Here is a 19240-nt window from a genome sequence, read left to right on the forward strand (position 1 = left end):
ATGGCAGCACCACGCCGCGTCATTATTAGAAATAAATCCGCTGAAGCAAATCTTTTTGCTCGAAGAACTTTTATTACTTTTATCGGCGTTATTGTTATGGTGCTAATTCTCTTTAGTAACGTTTATAATTTAGAAGTTAATTCTTTCGACAAATATCAAACTCGCTCAAACAGCAACCGTATTAAATTAGTACCAGTCGCACCAAATCGAGGCTTAATTTTTGATAGAAATGGAGTACTACTTGCTGATAACAAAGCTATTTATAGCTTAGAAATTATTCCTGAAGATGTAACTGACATTAAAAAAACAGTCGCTGAAGTTAGCGAGTTGCTTGATATTAATATTGAACTTCAAAATAAATTTTTTAAACATATTCGTGGGAATCGCCGCTTTAAACCTGTCGAGTTAAAGTCACGGTTAAGCGATCAACAAGTTGCTTTATTCTCTGTTAATCAACATAAATACCCTGGGGTATTTATTGATGCACGCCCAAAACGCTATTACCCATTTGCAGAATTAACCACGCATAACATCGGTTATGTGGCACGCATTAATCAAAAAAATCTACAGACCTTAGCCAGAGAAGGAAAATCTGACAATTACGCAGCAACACGTGAAATAGGTAAGTTAGGCATAGAGCGATATTATGAAGATATGCTACATGGCACCATTGGTCATCAAAATGTTGAAATAAATAATCAAGGTCGAGTCATTCGAACCCTCGATTTTACACCGCCTATTCCCGGTAAAGATTTAACCCTTACTCTCGATATAGAGCTACAGATGGTCGCAAAACGTGCGCTTTCTGGCAAACGTGGAGCCATAGTCGTTTTAGATCCTCGTGACGGTGGCGTGTTGGCAATGTATTCAAACCCTAGTTACGACGGCAACTTATTTGTTCATGGTATTAGTAATAAAAATTACAATAAACTATTAAAATCTAAAGACTTGCCTCTTATTAATCGCAGCGTTCAAGGGTATCCTCCTGCATCGACAGTTAAACCTATTTTCGCCTTGTTAGGGTTAGAAGAAGAAGTAGTAACTCCTGAAAGTAAAATTTGGGATCCGGGCTGGTATCAGCTCAAGGGGATAAAAAATAAATCAAGAGATTGGAAACCTTGGGGACATGGTTGGGTAAATTTAACCAAAGCGATTGAAGAGTCTTGTAACGTTTACTTCTACGATTTGGCTTTTAAACTAGGTATTACCAAAATGAGTCAAATGTTAGAAAAATTTGGCTTTGGTGATCACACGGGCATCGATATTCACGAAGAAAGTCGTGCTATTTTACCGAGCGTTGGTTGGAAACGCGCGCGCTATAATAAGTCTTGGTATACGGGTGAAACACTTTCTGTTGGTATTGGCCAAAGTTACTTAACCGCAACACCATTACAACTTGCTCAAGCAACTTCTATATTAGTAAATAAAGGACAAATAAAAATCCCTCATTTACTTAAAGGAACTTCGCAAACTCAACTTATTCCAGTAGATACTAAAGAGAAATTTAAACGAGAAGTCACAACAGAAGAAGCAATAATAGACGAGAAACCTCCTATTGTTCTTAAAGACGATTCTCACTGGGATATCGTACTTGATGCCATGCACAGAACGGCACAACGTTTAGGTGCTACGGCTTATACGCCTTTTAAAGGGACTAAATATGATGTCGCGGGAAAAACAGGCTCAGCCCAAGTTGCAGGCATCAAACAAGATGAAAAGTATGATGCGAAAACTACCAAAGAAAATAACAGAGACAACGCGATGTTTATCTCTTTCGCCCCTTATGAAAATCCAGAAATCGTTGTGGTTGTTGCTATTGAAAACGTTGCTAAAGGTGGTGGTGCGAGTAATGCAGCTCCCGTTGCACGTCAAATAATGGATCAATATTTTGGTGACAGAGTTATTGAGAGTACTCACCCAGAGCGACATCCTAATCACGACAAACCTTATATTCAAAAAGATAGACGTTAATTCATGAGTTTTTTAGTCCGTAGGGAGCAATAATGCGAAGCACAGGTCAAGATCAACAACACCGCTCTGTTTGGCAAGCATTACATTTAGATATGCCTTTGTTCATTGGTTTATTAGTACTAATGACATTGGGGTTATTCATTGTTTATAGTGCCGGCGGTCAAGAGATGGGAGTAGTCTATCGGCAAGCTATCCATTCAGGTGTTGCGTTAGTTGTTATGTTTGTTGTTGCTCAAATTCAACCAACAGTATACGAAAAACTAGCAGTCCCTATGTTTATTATTGGCTTACTAATGCTTATAGCTGTTTTATTATTTGGCCATGTTGGAAAAGGAGCTCAGCGCTGGCTTGATTTAGGTATAACCAAATTTCAACCCTCTGAAATTATGAAGCTTATTGTCCCAATAATGATCGCATGGTATATCAGTACTAACGAACTTCCCGCTAAAATCTCCAATATTATTATCGCCTTTATTTTGGTGTTAATTCCGACTTTACTCATTGCAAAGCAGCCAGATTTAGGTACTTCATTGCTTATTGCTAGTTCAGGTATTTTTGTATTATTTCTTGCCGGTGCCAACTGGAAGTTAATAATGACTTGTGTTGGTTTAGCATCAGCTTTTGCACCAATTTTATGGATGTTTTTGATGAAAGATTACCAAAAACAACGAGTTTTAACTTTTTTAAACCCCGAGCAAGATCCCCTAGGCTCTGGTTATCATATTATTCAATCTAAAATAGCGATTGGCTCTGGTGGGCTACATGGTAAAGGTTACTTACAAGGCACTCAATCTCAGCTAGAGTTTTTACCAGAGCGTCATACTGATTTTATTTTTGCCGTTTTTAGTGAAGAGTTCGGTTTAATTGGTGTAACAGTGTTGTTACTGGTTTATTTAGGTATTGTTGCCCGTGGCTTATGGATTGCTGTTAACGCTCAACAAGCTTTTACTAAATTATTAGCCGGTAGTATTACTTTGACATTTTTTGTTTATGTTTTTGTCAATATTGGTATGGTATCTGGGTTATTGCCAGTGGTAGGTGTACCACTGCCGTTAGTCAGTTATGGCGGAACATCTAAAGTCACATTACTAGCAGGTTTTGGTATATTAATGGCGATAAGTACACACAAACGCTTTCATGCTTAGCGCAAATCTGGCAGTGTAACCTGGTTAACAGTCTTAGTAATTTATACCGTTTAAAAAATATAAGAGGATCGTGTGAAAAAAATTCTTACCATCATATCCCTACTTCTTATTACTAGTGCTTGCAGTTCACCTACAAGCCGTTACCAACACGAAAACGATAGCAAACCCACTCGTTTACCCAGTGGCGCAGAGCTAACCAATGCGGTTCCAAGAGAGGAAGCATATAGCAGAGGCGGCAATAAACATTACAAAGTAAGAGGCAAGTATTACAAAGTAATGTCAAGTGCAGAAGGCTTTAAGGAAGTTGGTATCGCTTCTTGGTATGGCAAGAAATTTCATGGCCATTTAACTTCTAACGGTGAAATTTATGACATGTATGGCATGAGCGCAGCCCATAAAAATCTCCCTTTGCCGACTTATTTAAAAGTGACCAATTTACAAAATAAACGCTCGGTAATAGTTAGAGTTAATGATCGAGGACCATTTCATCAAGACCGAATTATCGATCTTTCTTACAATGCTGCATATCAACTTGATATGCTAAAAACAGGCACAGCTACGGTTGAAATAGAGGCTATCACCCAATTTAGCAATGCTTTGCTTGCCCCGCCTACAACAGCAATAACACCAGAAAACAAACCGTACATTCAAGTATTTGCTACCCGAAATCCTGAGCTTGCCAAAAGCACCGCAAATGCCTTAGCCGAAAAATACAAAGAAAATGTCGTATGGCCAATAAAAGACGGTATATATCGCATTAAACTAGGCCCCTTTAAGGATGAAAATACGCTTAAAAAAACCTTAGCGATGTTAAGAAGTACTGGTTATCCGAAAGCTTATCGTCGTAAGTTGTTACAATAATTAATTAATAAACTGAGTATTAACGCTCACCTCCCATGGAATATAGCGATAAAAGTGATATACTCGTTGAAATTATTACCCTTTTTATTTTTCTACGAACGTAGTATTACGTTTTATTTTTCAAGGAAAAACATGCCAATTACAAAAGCCACTACGAGATCAAAATTAATTTCACTAGTCGGTACACTAGCGATTAGTTTCTCATCATTTACTCAAGCCATTTCTATCACCCCTGATGCGCCTGAAATTAATGCAAAAGGTTTTATTTTAATCGATTACACCACAGGCACTGTAATAGCCGAGGGCAATGCAGATATGCAATTAGCACCAGCCTCTTTAACCAAAATGATGACGAGTTACATCATAGGTAAAGAGATACAAAACGGTGACTTAAGTAATGACGATAAAGTAATGATCAGTGAAAATGCTTGGGCCAAGAAGTTTCCTGATTCGTCAAAAATGTTTATTGAAGTGGGTACAGAAGTTACGGTATCAGACTTAAACCAAGGTATTATAGTTGCTTCGGGTAACGATGCATGTGTTGCTATGGCTGAGCATATTGCTGGTAGCGAAGGCGCTTTTGCTGATTTAATGAATGCTCACGCTGAACAACTAGGGATGAGCAGCAGTTACTTTGAAAACAGCCATGGTTTAGATAGCAGTGAACACGTAACAACACCAAGAGATATGGCAACACTTGCGGTAGCACTTATTAGAGATGTACCAGAAGAATATAAAATATATAAGCAAAAATCTTTTACGTATAACGACATTAAACAATATAACCGTAATAGCTTATTATGGGATAAAAGTTTAAATGTTGATGGTATGAAAACCGGACACACTTCACAAGCGGGTTATAGTTTAGTCACTTCAGCAACAAAAGGTGGTATGCGCCTTGTTACCGTTGTTATGGGTACTGAAAGTGAGCGCGCACGTAAAGTAGAAAGCAAAAAATTACTTAATTATGGTTTTAGATTTTTTGAAACAATTACCCCATACCAAGCTGGCGAAAAATTTGTTAGTAATCGTGTATGGATGGGTGATAAAGAACAAGTTAATTTAGGCATCTTAATGGACACGCCTATTACGATACCTAGAGGCCAAAAGAAAAACTTAAAAGCCAACTTTGAACTAGACCGCCAATTAGAAGCACCATTAACCAAAGGTGAAGTGGTAGGTAAATTATTTTTACAACTTGAGGGCGAAGACATTGCTCAATACCCTTTAGTCACTTTAGAAGAAGTAAATGAAGGTGGTATGTTTAGTCGCTTAGTCGATTATGTAAAATTACAATTTGCAAACTAATTCGTTATACCCCTAACTCAGATAATCAATCTAGGCAGTTAACCTAGATAATTGACCTAGACAAATAATAGAACACGTAAAAACTCGATCTTTGATCGAGTTTTTTTAATATTAACTAGGCGAATATATTTCATCTATTGCTTTATTTACCCCCTACCACTTGAAAACTCACTGTTCAACTCCATTATAAAAGCTAACTAGATGATATTAGCCCTAAGCGTCAATTTAATGATAAAATACTTTTCGTATAAAGTTATCAGCCTAAATTCAAACACGCGTAAATAGAGAGACTCAATGAAAACCCATTTTGATGAATTATTAGATTTCCCCACTGTATTAAACTTTAAAATAATGGGAGTCGCTTGTGTTGAGCTACCCGATCTAATTATTGCCGAACTGCAAAAACATACGCCGGGCGATTACTCACCAAAAATCAAAGCAAGCTCTAAAGGAAATTATCATTCTGTCTCAGTTGCCGTAAGAGTTACTAGTAAGGATCATATTGAAACTATTTATAAAACACTTAATGCTATTGAAGAAGTTAGGTATGTTTTATAGCAAGTAATTATTGCGTTAATAACCGTAGTTTCTATAGGGTGTAAATCAATTTATAATTGTTATAATACAAATTAATCAAATTAAATAAGACTTAACATTGAAAAATTCGTTAATAATTCGACAACTAAATAAATCGAGCTATGTTGATGTATGGCATGCCATGCAAGAATTTACCGATAATCGCGATGATGAGACTATTGACGAATTATGGTTAGTTGAGCACCCTCCTGTTTTTACTCAGGGCCAGGCAGGTAAAGAGGAACACTTACTTATGCCAGGTGATATTGAGGTTGTAAAAGTTGATCGTGGTGGCCAAGTTACTTACCACGGTCCAGGTCAGCAAGTGATCTACTTTATGATTAATCTTCGCCGAAAAAAAATAGGGGTAAGACAGCTGGTAACTTTGATCGAAAACAGCATTGTCGCAGCGCTTAAAGATTACAATATAACAGCTTACCCTAAAGCCGATGCACCTGGGGTTTATGTTGATGAAAAAAAAGTTGCATCATTAGGCTTACGCGTAAGAAAAGGTTGTTCATTTCATGGTTTAGCCCTCAATGTGAATATGGACTTATCACCATTTCTACGAATTAACCCGTGCGGTTATGCCGGTTTAGAAATGGTACAAACGGCTGATATGAATGGCCCAAAAGATACTGAAAGCGCAGGTAATGCGCTAGTAAAACACTTAATACCATTATTAGAAGCGTCAGACGTACGCTTTCACACAGGATTCGATAGCTAATGACTACAAAAACCACACGTGTTGCTCCCGGAACTAAAATGCGTGACGCCGATAAAATGGCTCATATACCAATTAAAGTCGTCGAATCGACTCGTGAGAGTATGTTGCGCAAACCTAAATGGTTAAGAATAAAATTACCACGTACTACTGAAAAAATTGACGAAATAAAATCGGCACTACGTAAACATGATCTGCATTCAGTTTGTGAAGAGGCTTCCTGCCCTAACCTCTCTGAATGTTTTAACCATGGCACAGCTACATTTATGATTTTAGGTGATATTTGCACTCGTCGTTGTCCATTTTGTGATGTTGGTCATGGTCGTCCATTAGCAACAAATCCTGAGGAGCCTAAAAAACTAGCTCTGACGTTAAAAGATATGGCACTTAAATATGTGGTTATCACTTCAGTTGATCGCGATGATTTACGTGACGGTGGCGCACAACAGTTTGCCGACTGTATTAAAGAAATCGCAGAGCATGCGCCCCACACTAAAGTTGAAATATTAGTACCAGACTTTAGGGGCCGCATGGACAGAGCTTTAGATATTTTAAATTTAAACCCTCCTCATGTTTTAAATCATAATTTAGAAACCGCGCCACGCTTATATACAAAAGCGAGACCAGGTGCTAATTACCAATGGTCATTAGATTTATTAAAGAAATTTGGTGAAGCGAACCCAACGGTACCAACTAAGTCAGGATTAATGGTTGGTTTAGGTGAAACCGATGAAGAAATATTGGAAGTTATGCGCGATTTGCGTGCCCACGGCGTAACTATGTTAACCATTGGACAATATTTACAACCGAGTAAGCATCATTTACCAGTTGAACGTTATGTGCACCCCGACGTATTTGACATGTACCAAAGAGAAGCAATGAAAATGGGGTTTGAGCATGCGGCTTGTGGCCCACTAGTTCGTTCATCTTATCATGCTGACAAACAAGCCGCTGGTGAAGAAGTTAAATAATATAAGATTGATACCAACACAAATATCCCACTAAAAAAGCCGCTTAAGCGGCTTTTTTATATTTACAATTTGACCTATAGTTAATCGCACTCAATTAACTGTGAACCTTTTCTACTGCTTCAAAGTCTTTTAATATTTCAGGATCAGCACCGCCCGTTAAGCGGCTAACAATGACGATGGCTAAAGTACAAACAATAAAGCCTGGAACAATCTCATACATCAACGAACTTAATGATTGTCCGTTAATTGTAATCGGTGCATATACCCAAATTAACACGGTTATAGCGCCACTAATTACTCCTGCTAACGCGCCATTTTTATTCATATCTTTCCAATACAAGCCTAAAATAACCACAGGGCCAAATGCTGCGCCAAATCCCGCCCAAGCATTACTCACTAAGCTTAAAATAGAACTGTTTCTATCGTATGCTAAATATATAGCCACTAAAGCAACCAGTAATACCGAAATTCTTCCCACTAATACTAAGTTTTTTTCACTGGCGGTCTTATTTAAGAAAGCTTGGTAGAAATCACCTGTTAATGAGCTTGAAGTTACCAGTAGTTGAGACGATATTGTGCTCATAATAGCGGCTAAAATAGCAGCTAATAAAAAGCCAGCAATAAGTGGGTGAAATAACACTTGTGAAAGTAAAATAAAGATTGTTTCAGGGTCCGTTAAATGCACCCCTGTTTTTGCAACATAAGCAATACCAGCAAAACCAGTACCCATTGCACCTATAATTGCCACTATCATCCATGTCATACCAATACGACGTGCTTTAGGCACATCTTTAACACTTCTTATTGCCATAAAACGAACAATAATATGAGGTTGACCAAAATACCCTAGTCCCCATGCCATGGCTGAAATAATACCTAACGCACCAACTCCACTGAATAAATTAAATAATTCAGGGTTAATTGCATTAATACTGTTATTCATCTCAGAAACGCCACCAATACTATCTATAGCAACGATAGGAACTAGCACTAAAGCAACAAACATAATACAGCCTTGTACAAAGTCAGTTAAACTAACAGCTAAAAATCCACCGAATAAGGTGTACATGACAACAACACCTGCAGTGACATATAAACCCACTCGATAATCTAATCCGAATGAGCTTTCAAACAGTTTTCCTCCGGCAACAATACCCGATGAAGTGTATAAGGTGAAAAATACGATGATAACAATTGATGAGACTAAGCGTAGTATTTTGGTTTTGTCGTTGAAACGGTTTTCAAAAAAATCTGGAAGGGTAATTGAATCATTCGCGACCTCAGTATAAGTTCGCAAACGTGGTGCTACAATTAAATAGTTTAAAAACGCACCAATAACCAAGCCTATTGCAATCCAGATGCTGCTCAAACCGGTAATATACATAGCGCCGGGTAACCCCATTAACATCCAACCACTCATATCAGATGCGCCTGCTGATAGTGCAGTAACCGATGGACTTAAACTGCGCCCGCCTAACATATAACCAGATACATCGCTGGTTGATTTTCGATAGGCATATATACCAATGCCTAACATCACCATAAAATATACTGCTAACGAAATAATAGTACCTACTTCCAAAGTTGACTCCCAATAGACTTGTTTTAATTATGCTTTGCGCATATCTTTATATGTATTAAATAAATACTTGATCGCAACAAAACAGTTAATTAAATAGAGCACAAAAACAATGATGTAAGAGATAAACTAAACTTTCACCCTATATATAAAAAGCAACTAACGAAGCATTCAAGATTTACGTAGCCACAATGATGCAATAAATAAGCAATAACATCAAATAAAACAAATAAATAATGAAATACTGCCTCGTTTACCATATATTCAAAGTAATGATACTCTTCTCAGGATAACTTATGTATTTTTATGCGGCTAGACAGCCTATTTTAGACAGAGAAAAAAAACTTTTTGCTTATGAATTACTATTCAGAGATAGCATTAATAACGTATTTCCAGATATTGATGGCGATGAAGCCACAAGTAAAATGGTGGAAGCCAGTAAATTCAATATGGGTATTACTGAATTTACCGGTAACAAACCTGCGTTTATCAACTTTACATTAGAAACCCTTGAACAAGGGTATCCACAAATGCTGACAACCGAAGAGATTATTGTTGAGATTTTAGAGGCGGTAAAGCCTGGTAAAAAACTCCTTTCATTGGTGACAGAATTACACGAAAAAGGTTATACCCTCTCATTAGATGATTATCACCATCAAAAGGTTTGGCAGCACTTCTACCCGTTTATTAATATTATTAAAATAAATGTTCAACGGGTAGATATTGAAGAAGTTCAAACCGTAAAAGAGGCTATTGCTCAATTCCCTCATATAAAACTCTTAGCAGAAAAAGTTGAGACTCATGAACAATATCAGCAAGCATTTGATCTAGGATTTGAGTATTTTCAAGGCTTTTTCTTTTCAAAACCTGAAATGGTTAAAAGCAAAAATTTATCACCATCTCAAATGGCCATGGCAGAGTTATTGTACGAAACTTCCAAACCTGAGTTAGACTTAGCTGCGATTACCTCGGTGTTTGAACGTGACGTTACTTTATCATACAAGTTATTGCGCTACGCCAACTCTCCTATTTTTAGACGCAGAAGTGAAATAGCCACTATTAAGCAGGCGCTTGTTATTTTAGGCTCTGGTGAGTTGAAGCGTTTTATTGGCTTAATGTTTGCTACTAACGTTAACCCAGACAAGCCTACAGAGTTAATTAAGGTCGCGATGGCTCGTGCTAAGTTCTGTGAGTTAGTTGCTGGCGAAGTCAAATCCCCCATCGATATTTCAATTGCGTTTTTAACAGGCTTGTTATCAATGATCGATGCCATTTTAGATGAAGATATTGAATCTATTTTGGCTAAACTGCCATTAGCGCAAGAAATAAAAGATACCTTATTAACGAAAAAAGGCACCTTGGCAGCTATTATTAAACTTCTAGAACTAATTGAACATGCTGACTGGGACAAAACAGCGTTTGTTATAGATAAACTGGCATTGAACAAAGAACAAGTTTTAGCTCACTATAACGAAGCATTAGCTTGGGCTGACGAACAAGACAAACATTCACATGGTGAATAATTCACTTAAACTAGTAACCTAAACTCGTTATTTGAATTAGATACCTTTCAAAATTTAACATCATTAGCAAAATAGGATTCAATCTACTGAGTTCTTTAAAAAAGGCTGTTCACTCAAGTGAACAGCCTTTTTGGTAATTTTAGCTCAGTAACAAAGGTTAAAAATACCAATTTCACTAATTAGGTATTCAACTTTACGCACAGGGAAAATGACCAAGTACAATATATTTATTTTAATAACTAGTCGTTCCAATGATTAATTAAATAACGCAGTAGTTTATTATATTAACCAGTAGATATGATCACATAGTTAGCGAGATTGGTATAAAGCTATAACTGTGACTTATCCTTAAAGATATTAAGCGATTGAGGATTAGACTCTATACAAACAACATCATCCTCAAACACTTCACCATCGATGACATAACTTATTTTTTGATCGCTTTTAATGTTAATTTTTTTCGCTAAAGCAACTTGAATATTACTGTCGGTATCTTGCTTTTCACTCCCTTGACGAAAGTTAACACTAGCTGTTATTAACTCAACAAAATCAATAAGCTTAGATGTAACTTTACTCGATGGTTTAAGCCAAGTTACATCAAGTAAACCATCTTTAATATCTGGTGCGCCGTTCCCCTGTGCTAATAAACTTGTAAAAGGTGCAGCATTGGCAACAACAAAACTGGTACATGGAATTTCTTGTTCAGCCTGTTGATCAAACTCAACATGTAGCGTATGTTTTTTACCTTCAGCAAAGCCACGAAAAAAGCCTTCTAAATAAGCAAATTGACCTGAATCGTTTTTAGTTTCTCGGTCTGCATAATTTATCATCTCATGCTCTAGTCCAATTCCCACTAACAACAACACTGTTTTTTGGTTACACGTAGCAGTATCTATTTTTTCACACCGTTTACTCGTTATATGGGCTAGCGTAACGCCTACAGGATCTAATTTAGATATATTTCCGTATAAATGATGTGAAAGTGCATTCGTTGTTCCCAATGGGATTACGCCACACTGAATATCCGTGTTAACCAATTGCTGTGCAACTTCCCTTAAAGTGCCATCACCACCAGCAGCAATAATTGTTTGTGTATTATTTTCAATAGCTTGTTTTGCAATTTCTGTTGCAGATCTCTTTATTGTTGTCTCTTCGACTGACAATTTAAATGATTTAAATAACTGTTGTATAATATCATTTTTTGAGTCTTCCCACTTGCCACCGCCTGATACTGGGTTAGCAATTAAACACGCTTTATCATGGATCTTAATTTGATTGTTGCGATGATATTCAACCAAACATTTTAATTGTGCTTGATTTAAATTGGCAAAATGGCGAATTTTAGTGATGCTTTCTAGCACCTCTCGTACAGAGAGTTCCGGGGACTTAGCCAATAAATAGGCGGCAACGACAAAAACAGAGCGCCCACGACCGAGAGCACAGTGCACAACAACCGGACGTTTTAATTCTACTTGATTATCGATCCAAGTGATTGCTTGTCTTAACTCATTTAAATCTGGGCTTTGATGATCCAAAATAGGAATATTTAAATAATCCAAGTCCATCACCGAGGTACTCCAGTCGAGAGCACTAAACTCAGCGGTCATGTCCATAACAGCTTTAATATTTAAATTTTCTAATGTAAGTAAATCACCAGCATTAAGACGCCTGCCGACATAAACACCATCTTTAATATGATGAACACGATCTGTTTTATCTAATCTGATTGCAATTATATTATAAAGTTGGACCCCAAGAATAAAGGGTAAGAGTAATATACTGATAAAAAAAGGAATACTACCATCTGATTGTTTTCTAAATACTGTAGGCTTTTTAAAAATATAAGCACTAGATATAATGGTTAGTGCAACTCCTGTCCATATTAATAAAAAAGCAGGTATAGCTGAATTGAATGGTGCTAAAGTAAAAAAAATTATCGCTAAAAATATATAATAAAAATGAATCCGCATTAAGCAACTCGTGTTTTAGTCAATGAATAATAGTTAATTAGCAACTTCTACACCAGCTAGTTAATCAGTTGATTTTTAAGCAATAAAAGACATTTAACATTCATATCCTCGTCACCATGTATGTAAAAATTACATAAACCATTGTTAATAATTCATAACGACCTTATTGGTAAATGTCATTAAGTGTTTCAATTAAACAATAGGTAACTGATACCTAAAGTGTACCCCTTGAGCACATGGAACAAGCTCAAAACTACCATTTAACATTGTAGTAACTAGGTTAAAAGAAATAGGTAATCCAAGCCCCGCATTACCTTTTCGTCTTGTTGTTGTATAAAAGGGTTCAAAAATCTTTTTTTCATTTTCTTTCGCTATGCCAACACCGTTATCATAATAATCAACCACAAAACCTTGTCGATTCTTTTTAATAACAACATTAATATCGTTTTCACCGCATGTTAAAAAGCCATGTTGGACACTGTTGTTCACCAAGTTAGTCAGTATTTGTGCATGACATCCTGGATAAGTCATTAAATAATCGTTGTCACAGCCGGTAAAATTTAACTGTGCTTTTTTTCTTTTTAACAAAGGAGATAACGTTTTAATTAACCGCTGATAGTACTCACTCAACGAAATATCTTCTTGTTTAAAATCACTTTGTTCAGTAGCCATGCGCTTAAAGTTATCAATTATTTCTTTTGAGCGTTGTAAATTTCGCTCCATCATAGGCAAGCACTGTTGATGTTGCGAAACAAATTGACTCATGTCTTTTACACTTAACTTCTCGGCTATTAATTTTGCATTAAAGGCTTCAAATTCTTCTGCTAGATGGCTTTGTGCTGTTATTGCCACACCTAAAGGCGTGTTGACTTCATGTGCGACACCTGCAACTAAATCGCCAAGTACAGCCATTTTGTCCGCTTCAACAAGTTGTTCGTGGGCTTGCTTTAATTGCTCAACCGTTAACTCTAATTCAGCAGTACGAGCTTTGATCTTATGATCAAGACTGTTATTCAACTGTGTTAATTCAAGCTCTTTATCCTCACGTTCTAGCTCTACAGCTATACGGCCTGAAAAAAGTTGAAATAAGGTTTGAGTTAGCTCTTGGTCTTGTATCGGAGTTTTATATAAAGCAACAATAAGACCTAACACTTCGCCTTTAGAGCTATTTAACGGAGCACCAAGATAGCCTTCAATATTCATATCTGCTAATAAAAAATCATTTGGAAATAATTTAGTTATTTCACTAGGGTAAAAGCAAATTTTATTGTCTGTAACTTCCTGGCAAGGAGTACCACGTAAATCATAGGTAAAATTATTAGATAATTGCCCGTGACTAACGAGTGTAATAACTTCACATTGTTGGCTTTTAGGGTGAAGCCGAGCTAAAAAGGTAAAGTCAGACTGGATCACTTTATCTAATTGTTGAGTAATAACCGAAAAGAACTCATCACCACAGGTATTTGATACCCCTTCGATAATTTCTTTGAGAATATTCTCCATTGTTTGCATATTAAACCCTTAGTTATTGATCTGGAAATTGTTGTCTAAACGCATGGAACTGATCAATATTCTCTATCAATAAATCAATTAACTTAGGTTCAAATTTTTTGCCTTTCTCAGCAACTAAGTAGTTTGTAATATCTTCTGCCCGCCACGCCTCTTTATAACTACGACTAGATCCTAAAGAATCAAAAACATCTGCAACTGCCATAATACGAGCTTCAATTGGAATATCATCTCCAGATAACCCTTTAGGGTAACCCGTACCATCCCAATTTTCATGGTGGTACAAAGCTAATTTAGCTGCTAATTTTGAGACACCAACAGATGACTTTTTCAATAACTCACTGCCAATAGTGGTATGGCTTTTCATTATCTCCCACTCTTCATCCGTTAGCTTTCCTTCTTTTTTAATGATTTTTTCAGGGATGCCTAACTTACCTAAATCGTGCAATGGCGCAGCTAAACGAATAGCCTCTACAAAACTATCACTCAGTTCAAGTTTTTGTGCAAGGAGCTCGCAAATTAAGGCAACACGCCTAACATGGGCACTTGTATTTTCACTTCTGGCTTCTATCGCTTCACCAACGATATACAAAAGCTCTTTTTGGGTACGTTCAACTTCTTGTTGGTGAGCCAAGCTTTCTAAAATTAAAGCAACATTTGTGGCAAACAACTCCGCTAAATTTGACTTAAAGTGCTCTCCATCATCTTCAAATTCAATATAGAGCACAGATGAGGCATTTTCTGATGTTTGATAATAACCAACAAAGTAGTCATCACTTGTGATATGTGTTTTCTTCTCAAACGCTTGTTGAATTAACACTTTAACGTCGCTATCAATACTTGATGTTTCAAAATCATCTGTTTGGCAAACATATTTACCAGTACAAGCAATTATAAAATTCGAACTTTGCTCGTCAAAATCTACTTTTGTTCGAGCAATATATAATGCCGAACTTTCAACATCCATCAAAGTTAATAGGTGGTTCAAAGCTGCCGAGCCAAACTGTCTAAACTGATGAATTTTAAGAAGGTCATGGGTTGCTTTAATCAGTTGCTTGAACGCATCTAAACTACGTTTGATGGTCATAATGTCTCGGTAAGCTCGAATTGCCGCATAAACCGTTGTGATCATTTTTCCAGAGGTAAAGTCTGTTTTTTCTTTATAATCGTTTATATCAAAATTTTTAATAACCTTAGCTTCAGGTGCCGAGCCTGCCTGCCCTGTTCTTAATACCAGTCGAATATCTTGATTTTTTAAATCATTTCTTATCCACTCAACAAGCTCTAAACCAGCATGATCAGTCTCCATGACAACATCAACAAAAGCCATACAAAATGTTTGGTCTTTTAAAAGTAACTCTTTGGCTTCACATGAGGAATAAACTGATACGATATCAAGTTTACGGTTTTCTATTTCAGCATCAGCTAATACTAATCGTGATACTTGGTGAACAGATTCATCGTCATCAACCACAAGAACTCGCCAAAACTTTTCTTTATTATGCTGTTTAGCCGTTACTGATGGTTGCTCTTCATCCTTAAAAATAAATTTATTCATTCAATACAAATTTCATTAAAGTTGTTGTATTTTAAGTGTAATGCAAGATAAGTACTTTGCTAATAAAATCAGTAAAATAATTCATGTTAATTTAAATTAGCTTCATGAAGTTATTGAATAAAAGAGTGCAGTTTGACCTAATAAAATAGGTCAAACTGCATAATTACAAAATATTAATTTTTTTGAAGAAGAGGAGCTTTCCAAGAACCATCAATCGCAGACTCTTTAGGCCAGTAAAGACGCATATACATTGCAAATGCTCCCTTAGCTGCTGGCAACCAATTAGACTCTAATGCTTTACCAGGAGACTCATGCTGAATATAAAGTGTTAATGAGCCATCACTTGATTTTTTCATGTTTGGCAACATAGGTGAATTGATCAAATAACGGTTGAGTGGATTTTCTACCAACAAGCTTTTCGGCAAACCATACATAGTTAAAGACCAAAAAGCATGAACTGGAGGTAACTCTCCTTTTGCAAAGGTTAATGTGTACTTGCTTGCACCAGATAGACTATTACCATCACTATCGAAAGTATAAACAGGATACATAGCAGCTTGTTTAGAATTACCATAAATACCGATGGTTCCTAACCAACGATTTAAGTAGTTGTTGTTCATGTATTTGCGAGTCCCAAACAGATCACCCGCAGTTATCTTACCTTCACCAAGATCTTTAGTTCCTGCTGCAAAATCTGCCAAAGCATCACTTCGGCCTAGCTCAATTGCCTTTTTAATTTTAGGTGAAAGTTTAGCGACGTTTAAGGTTAAACCACGACCAACGCCTATCTTAGCAAAACGTTTCATAAGCTCCGCCTCTGATGGAGCTGTTGAACTGTAATTCAACACAAAGTTAACAATATTGAAAAACTCAAGAGATGTCTTTTGAGCCTCCTTTGTGAGTGGCTTGATCCAACTTACCGCTGGGGCGGCAGCTGGAGCATCCATTCCAAGGTAACTTGATAAAGTTTGCACCTTATAGCCATCCTGAACTTTTATAACGTTATCAATATCAGCTGGATTTAATAACTGAGTACGATAAATAGCTGAAATAAAATCGGTCTCAGAACGCACGACTTTCTTGATGCCTTTTGGAGTATCACCCTTCCAGTCGGGACCTACAACCATAAAGTTAGCAGCCTCATTACCCGTAGTTCTAGTTCCAGCGTAATCAAAGTTAAAAGTGTAAGTGTCGGTGAACATAATAGAATACCAACGCTTTGCTTCAACTCTAGGTACAGAAAGTATTATGGGTTCAGCACGCAAATCTAGGCCTGCCCATGAATAAGGAGTGTCTGAATTAGGTGTTTGCACAGCAATATCTTTCGGTGTGTAAACGTTGTGAATATTCGTCACTTGATTCCAGGTTGCTTTGTAATCTGAATCAGTTTTGTCTATGTAGTAAGAATACATTACGCGATAATTATCTACTAATGGGTAGCCGTAAGTATAAGCTTCCTTAGCTATAACACGTGCTTGTTCTGGTGTAACCGTTGCGTTTACCGTAAATGTAATGGCTCCCAAAGTTAAAGCAGTAAATGCTGCTCTTCCTAGGGATTTTAATTTTGTAATTTTCATCAATAATATCCTTTTACTATAGTTGTTATCTCACTAGACATTAACGGTAGCAAATTATTGTTCCCTAAAAACGTAACTTCTGATTTCAGACAAACAGCATCATTTTGCATTTCACATTGATTCAGCTGACAAACACCCCCTAACCTAATACATAGCGGTGTTTGAACAACGAAAACTTATTTTACTTCTATCACTTCACTAGGTCTCCAAGATTTATTTAACCATGGTTCTAATGGTCCATACATTCTTAAGATGGGAAACCAACTTTTACCAGGGATAGTTTGTAACCAGTTCCCTTCATAACCTTCAGGCGCTTTAGGTGCAAAGTAAACAGTCATAGAACCATCTTTATTTGCTTTAAACCCCTCTGTTTGACTACCAACACTTGGTTTTGGTTGATCAGTTTGTAGCATAGATCTTGTTTGGGTATCGTAAAGAGTAAATGCCCAGAAATTATTCACTGGTACATTGGGTGGTAAAGTCACTTTATAAGTTTTAGAGCCGTCCATCGCCTTTTTGTTCGAATCGACAAATGACATCGCATAATCTGAACCTTTACCTGGGAAAGAAACCGCCATTGCTGGAGTTACTACGGTATAGGAATAATGGAAGAAAACTCTGGCATCCGAATTGGTGGTGTGTCCATCCTTACCATTAAAGAACACGTTTTTATCTAAGAAAGCCATCACCCAAGAGCTATTGGTGTCAGGGTAAATTTGAATTTCTTTCATATTATCAACGCTGCCACCTACTCGTGGATACCACACAATAGAACGAGCGGTAGCATTACCAATAGCGACTGCATCGGTTAGAATTTTTTTCATTCTAGCGTCTGGGGCAAACGGTTTACCTTTTTCAATACCAATCGAGGCAAATAACCCTCTTGTTTCAGGGTTTAACAATTCCAAAGGCTCTTCCTGAATAATTTCATTTATCTCTTCATAGAAAGAAAAGTCGTTATGATGAACGGTGTTAAATGCTTTACCAGAGGTACTGACAAAATTCATTTCGGGAATATTGTGCGCCATAGACAATGGATAAACCTTTACCTTTTCTTTTGCTAAGTTTACTGCTTTTTCTAAACCATCAGCAATTGATAGGCGCATAAAGTTCCAAACTTTATAACTAGGTGATTTTACGACGTAATAACCTGAAGGCACTTCACCTTCATAACCTGGAGGCAATACTAGAAACTTTCCGCCTTTACCTTTATCTGGACCAAATACACCAATATCACCAATATATTCAAACCATGCGCTATTAAAACCACCCAATAAACCCGGCGGTGCTTCAACAACCATTGGGCCATTAGCTTTTAGATCCAAAGTTGGAATAACATATAGCGTGGAAGTGTTCCCTGTCAAAAATATCCCCTTGGAGTCCAATAGGTTATCCATAATTAAAATATCATTGAATTTTACATTAGCACCAACTTCTTTAGGGCCTTCCATTAATCCTCTAACGGAAGCTCCTGGTATTCCTTTTAAGAAAGCCTCCACACCGCGAGAGCGGTCAAGGTTGTCGTAAACTAACTGCACTGTTTCGGCTGTTGGCGTGCCATCAAAAAAGTTCAATTCGCCAATAGATGTATCCACTTTACTTGGTGTTAAAATTCCTTCAGGAATATTTGTAGTCTGCGTGTAAGTACCAATGGCGGGTTCTTCTTCGATATCTTTAGATGTTTCTGCTGTTAGTTGGCAACCTGAATTTAGGGCTGTAAAAGCAAGTATTAATGACACATTTACCTTATTCCATATTTTAAATTTCATTTTATTTCCTTTTTGTTTATCTGAATTTCAGCAATTTAATTGCTCCGGTAAAATACGAACCTTAAATCTACAGCATTAACAGCAAACTTAATATGATTAATATATATACATTTGATCAAACTCAAAGTATTTCTAACTTTTTAATTTTTCGCTTTTTTATAGAACTAAATAGAGTAATAATTTCTAGGCTTAATTATAT

At 36.8% G+C, this 19240-nt stretch carries 14 protein-coding genes; 8 read left to right on the forward strand and 6 right to left on the reverse strand.

Annotated features, from left to right (window positions below):
• The 7 genes from mrdA to lipA all read left to right on the forward strand — a co-directional run bounded on the left by mrdA (position 1) and on the right by lipA (position 7556).
• Entirely contained in the window at positions 1-1971 is a 1971-nt protein-coding gene (gene mrdA / locus AC27G3_RS08575) for a penicillin-binding protein 2 (protein ID WP_487120654.1), read from the forward strand.
• A gap of 32 nt (positions 1972-2003) precedes the next feature.
• Positions 2004-3116: a rod shape-determining protein RodA gene (gene rodA / locus AC27G3_RS08580; protein WP_487120656.1), complete on the forward strand. Its 1113-nt coding sequence runs from the start codon at positions 2004-2006 to the stop codon at positions 3114-3116.
• Between the two features lie 72 nt (positions 3117-3188).
• Positions 3189-3977: a septal ring lytic transglycosylase RlpA family protein gene (locus AC27G3_RS08585; protein WP_487120658.1), complete on the forward strand. Its 789-nt coding sequence runs from the start codon at positions 3189-3191 to the stop codon at positions 3975-3977.
• 132 nt (positions 3978-4109) lie between these two features.
• A complete protein-coding gene (locus tag AC27G3_RS08590) occupies positions 4110-5285 on the forward strand; it encodes a serine hydrolase (RefSeq protein ID WP_487120660.1) in 1176 nt (391 codons plus the stop codon).
• Between the two features lie 294 nt (positions 5286-5579).
• Positions 5580-5843 carry a DUF493 family protein YbeD gene (ybeD, locus tag AC27G3_RS08595; RefSeq protein WP_487120662.1) on the forward strand — a complete coding sequence of 88 codons (264 nt, stop codon included), beginning with the start codon at positions 5580-5582 and terminating at the stop codon, positions 5841-5843.
• A gap of 97 nt (positions 5844-5940) precedes the next feature.
• On the forward strand, positions 5941-6588 hold the full coding sequence (gene lipB / locus AC27G3_RS08600) for a lipoyl(octanoyl) transferase LipB (protein WP_487120664.1): 648 nt from the start codon (positions 5941-5943) through the stop codon (positions 6586-6588).
• Positions 6588-7556: a lipoyl synthase gene (gene lipA / locus AC27G3_RS08605; RefSeq protein WP_487120666.1), complete on the forward strand. Its 969-nt coding sequence runs from the start codon at positions 6588-6590 to the stop codon at positions 7554-7556. The genes lipB and lipA overlap by 1 nt, the downstream gene beginning before the upstream one ends.
• A gap of 94 nt (positions 7557-7650) precedes the next feature.
• On the opposite strand, the gene putP is transcribed toward lipA, so the two are convergent.
• Entirely contained in the window at positions 7651-9138 is a 1488-nt protein-coding gene (gene putP, locus AC27G3_RS08610) for a sodium/proline symporter PutP (RefSeq protein ID WP_487120668.1), read from the reverse strand.
• 293 nt (positions 9139-9431) lie between these two features.
• On the opposite strand from putP, the gene AC27G3_RS08615 reads away from it, so the two are divergent.
• A complete protein-coding gene (locus tag AC27G3_RS08615; RefSeq protein WP_487120670.1) occupies positions 9432-10658 on the forward strand; it encodes an EAL and HDOD domain-containing protein in 1227 nt (408 codons plus the stop codon).
• A gap of 329 nt (positions 10659-10987) precedes the next feature.
• Here the strand turns inward: AC27G3_RS08615 and AC27G3_RS08620 are convergent, their stop codons facing one another.
• From AC27G3_RS08620 to AC27G3_RS08640, 5 genes are all read right to left on the reverse strand, one after another.
• On the reverse strand, positions 10988-12628 hold the full coding sequence (locus AC27G3_RS08620; protein ID WP_487120672.1) for a diacylglycerol kinase family protein: 1641 nt from the start codon (positions 12626-12628) through the stop codon (positions 10988-10990).
• 192 nt (positions 12629-12820) lie between these two features.
• Positions 12821-14140, reverse strand: coding sequence for a GAF domain-containing sensor histidine kinase (locus AC27G3_RS08625; RefSeq protein WP_487120673.1), 1320 nt, complete (start codon positions 14138-14140; stop codon positions 12821-12823).
• Between the two features lie 13 nt (positions 14141-14153).
• On the reverse strand, positions 14154-15695 hold the full coding sequence (locus tag AC27G3_RS08630; RefSeq protein WP_487120675.1) for an HD domain-containing phosphohydrolase: 1542 nt from the start codon (positions 15693-15695) through the stop codon (positions 14154-14156).
• 173 nt (positions 15696-15868) lie between these two features.
• Positions 15869-17272 (reverse strand): DUF1254 domain-containing protein, encoded by a 1404-nt coding sequence (locus AC27G3_RS08635; RefSeq protein ID WP_487120677.1) that lies wholly within the window; start codon positions 17270-17272, stop codon positions 15869-15871.
• Between the two features lie 176 nt (positions 17273-17448).
• Entirely contained in the window at positions 17449-19041 is a 1593-nt protein-coding gene (locus tag AC27G3_RS08640; RefSeq protein ID WP_487120679.1) for a DUF1254 domain-containing protein, read from the reverse strand.
• Positions 19042-19240: the final 199 nt, after the last annotated feature.

This window comes from Colwellia sp. SU-HH01217, assembly GCF_057543495.1.

Bases quoted from the DNA above. Each gene is read 5' to 3' on its own strand.
- AC27G3_RS08615 (WP_487120670.1), top strand. From the start codon at position 9,432: ATGTATTTTTATGCGGCTAGACAGCCTATTTTAGACAGAGAAAAAAAA.
- AC27G3_RS08640 (WP_487120679.1), bottom strand. From the start codon at position 19,041: ATGAAATTTAAAATATGGAATAAGGTAAATGTGTCATTAATACTTGCT.
- ybeD (WP_487120662.1), top strand. From the start codon at position 5,580: ATGAAAACCCATTTTGATGAATTATTAGATTTCCCCACTGTATTAAAC.
- AC27G3_RS08625 (WP_487120673.1), bottom strand. From the start codon at position 14,140: ATGCAAACAATGGAGAATATTCTCAAAGAAATTATCGAAGGGGTATCA.
- AC27G3_RS08590 (WP_487120660.1), top strand. From the start codon at position 4,110: ATGCCAATTACAAAAGCCACTACGAGATCAAAATTAATTTCACTAGTC.
- mrdA (WP_487120654.1), top strand. From the start codon at position 1: ATGGCAGCACCACGCCGCGTCATTATTAGAAATAAATCCGCTGAAGCA.
- lipA (WP_487120666.1), top strand. From the start codon at position 6,588: ATGACTACAAAAACCACACGTGTTGCTCCCGGAACTAAAATGCGTGAC.
- AC27G3_RS08635 (WP_487120677.1), bottom strand. From the start codon at position 17,272: ATGAAAATTACAAAATTAAAATCCCTAGGAAGAGCAGCATTTACTGCT.
- rodA (WP_487120656.1), top strand. From the start codon at position 2,004: ATGCGAAGCACAGGTCAAGATCAACAACACCGCTCTGTTTGGCAAGCA.
- AC27G3_RS08620 (WP_487120672.1), bottom strand. From the start codon at position 12,628: ATGCGGATTCATTTTTATTATATATTTTTAGCGATAATTTTTTTTACT.
- AC27G3_RS08630 (WP_487120675.1), bottom strand. From the start codon at position 15,695: ATGAATAAATTTATTTTTAAGGATGAAGAGCAACCATCAGTAACGGCT.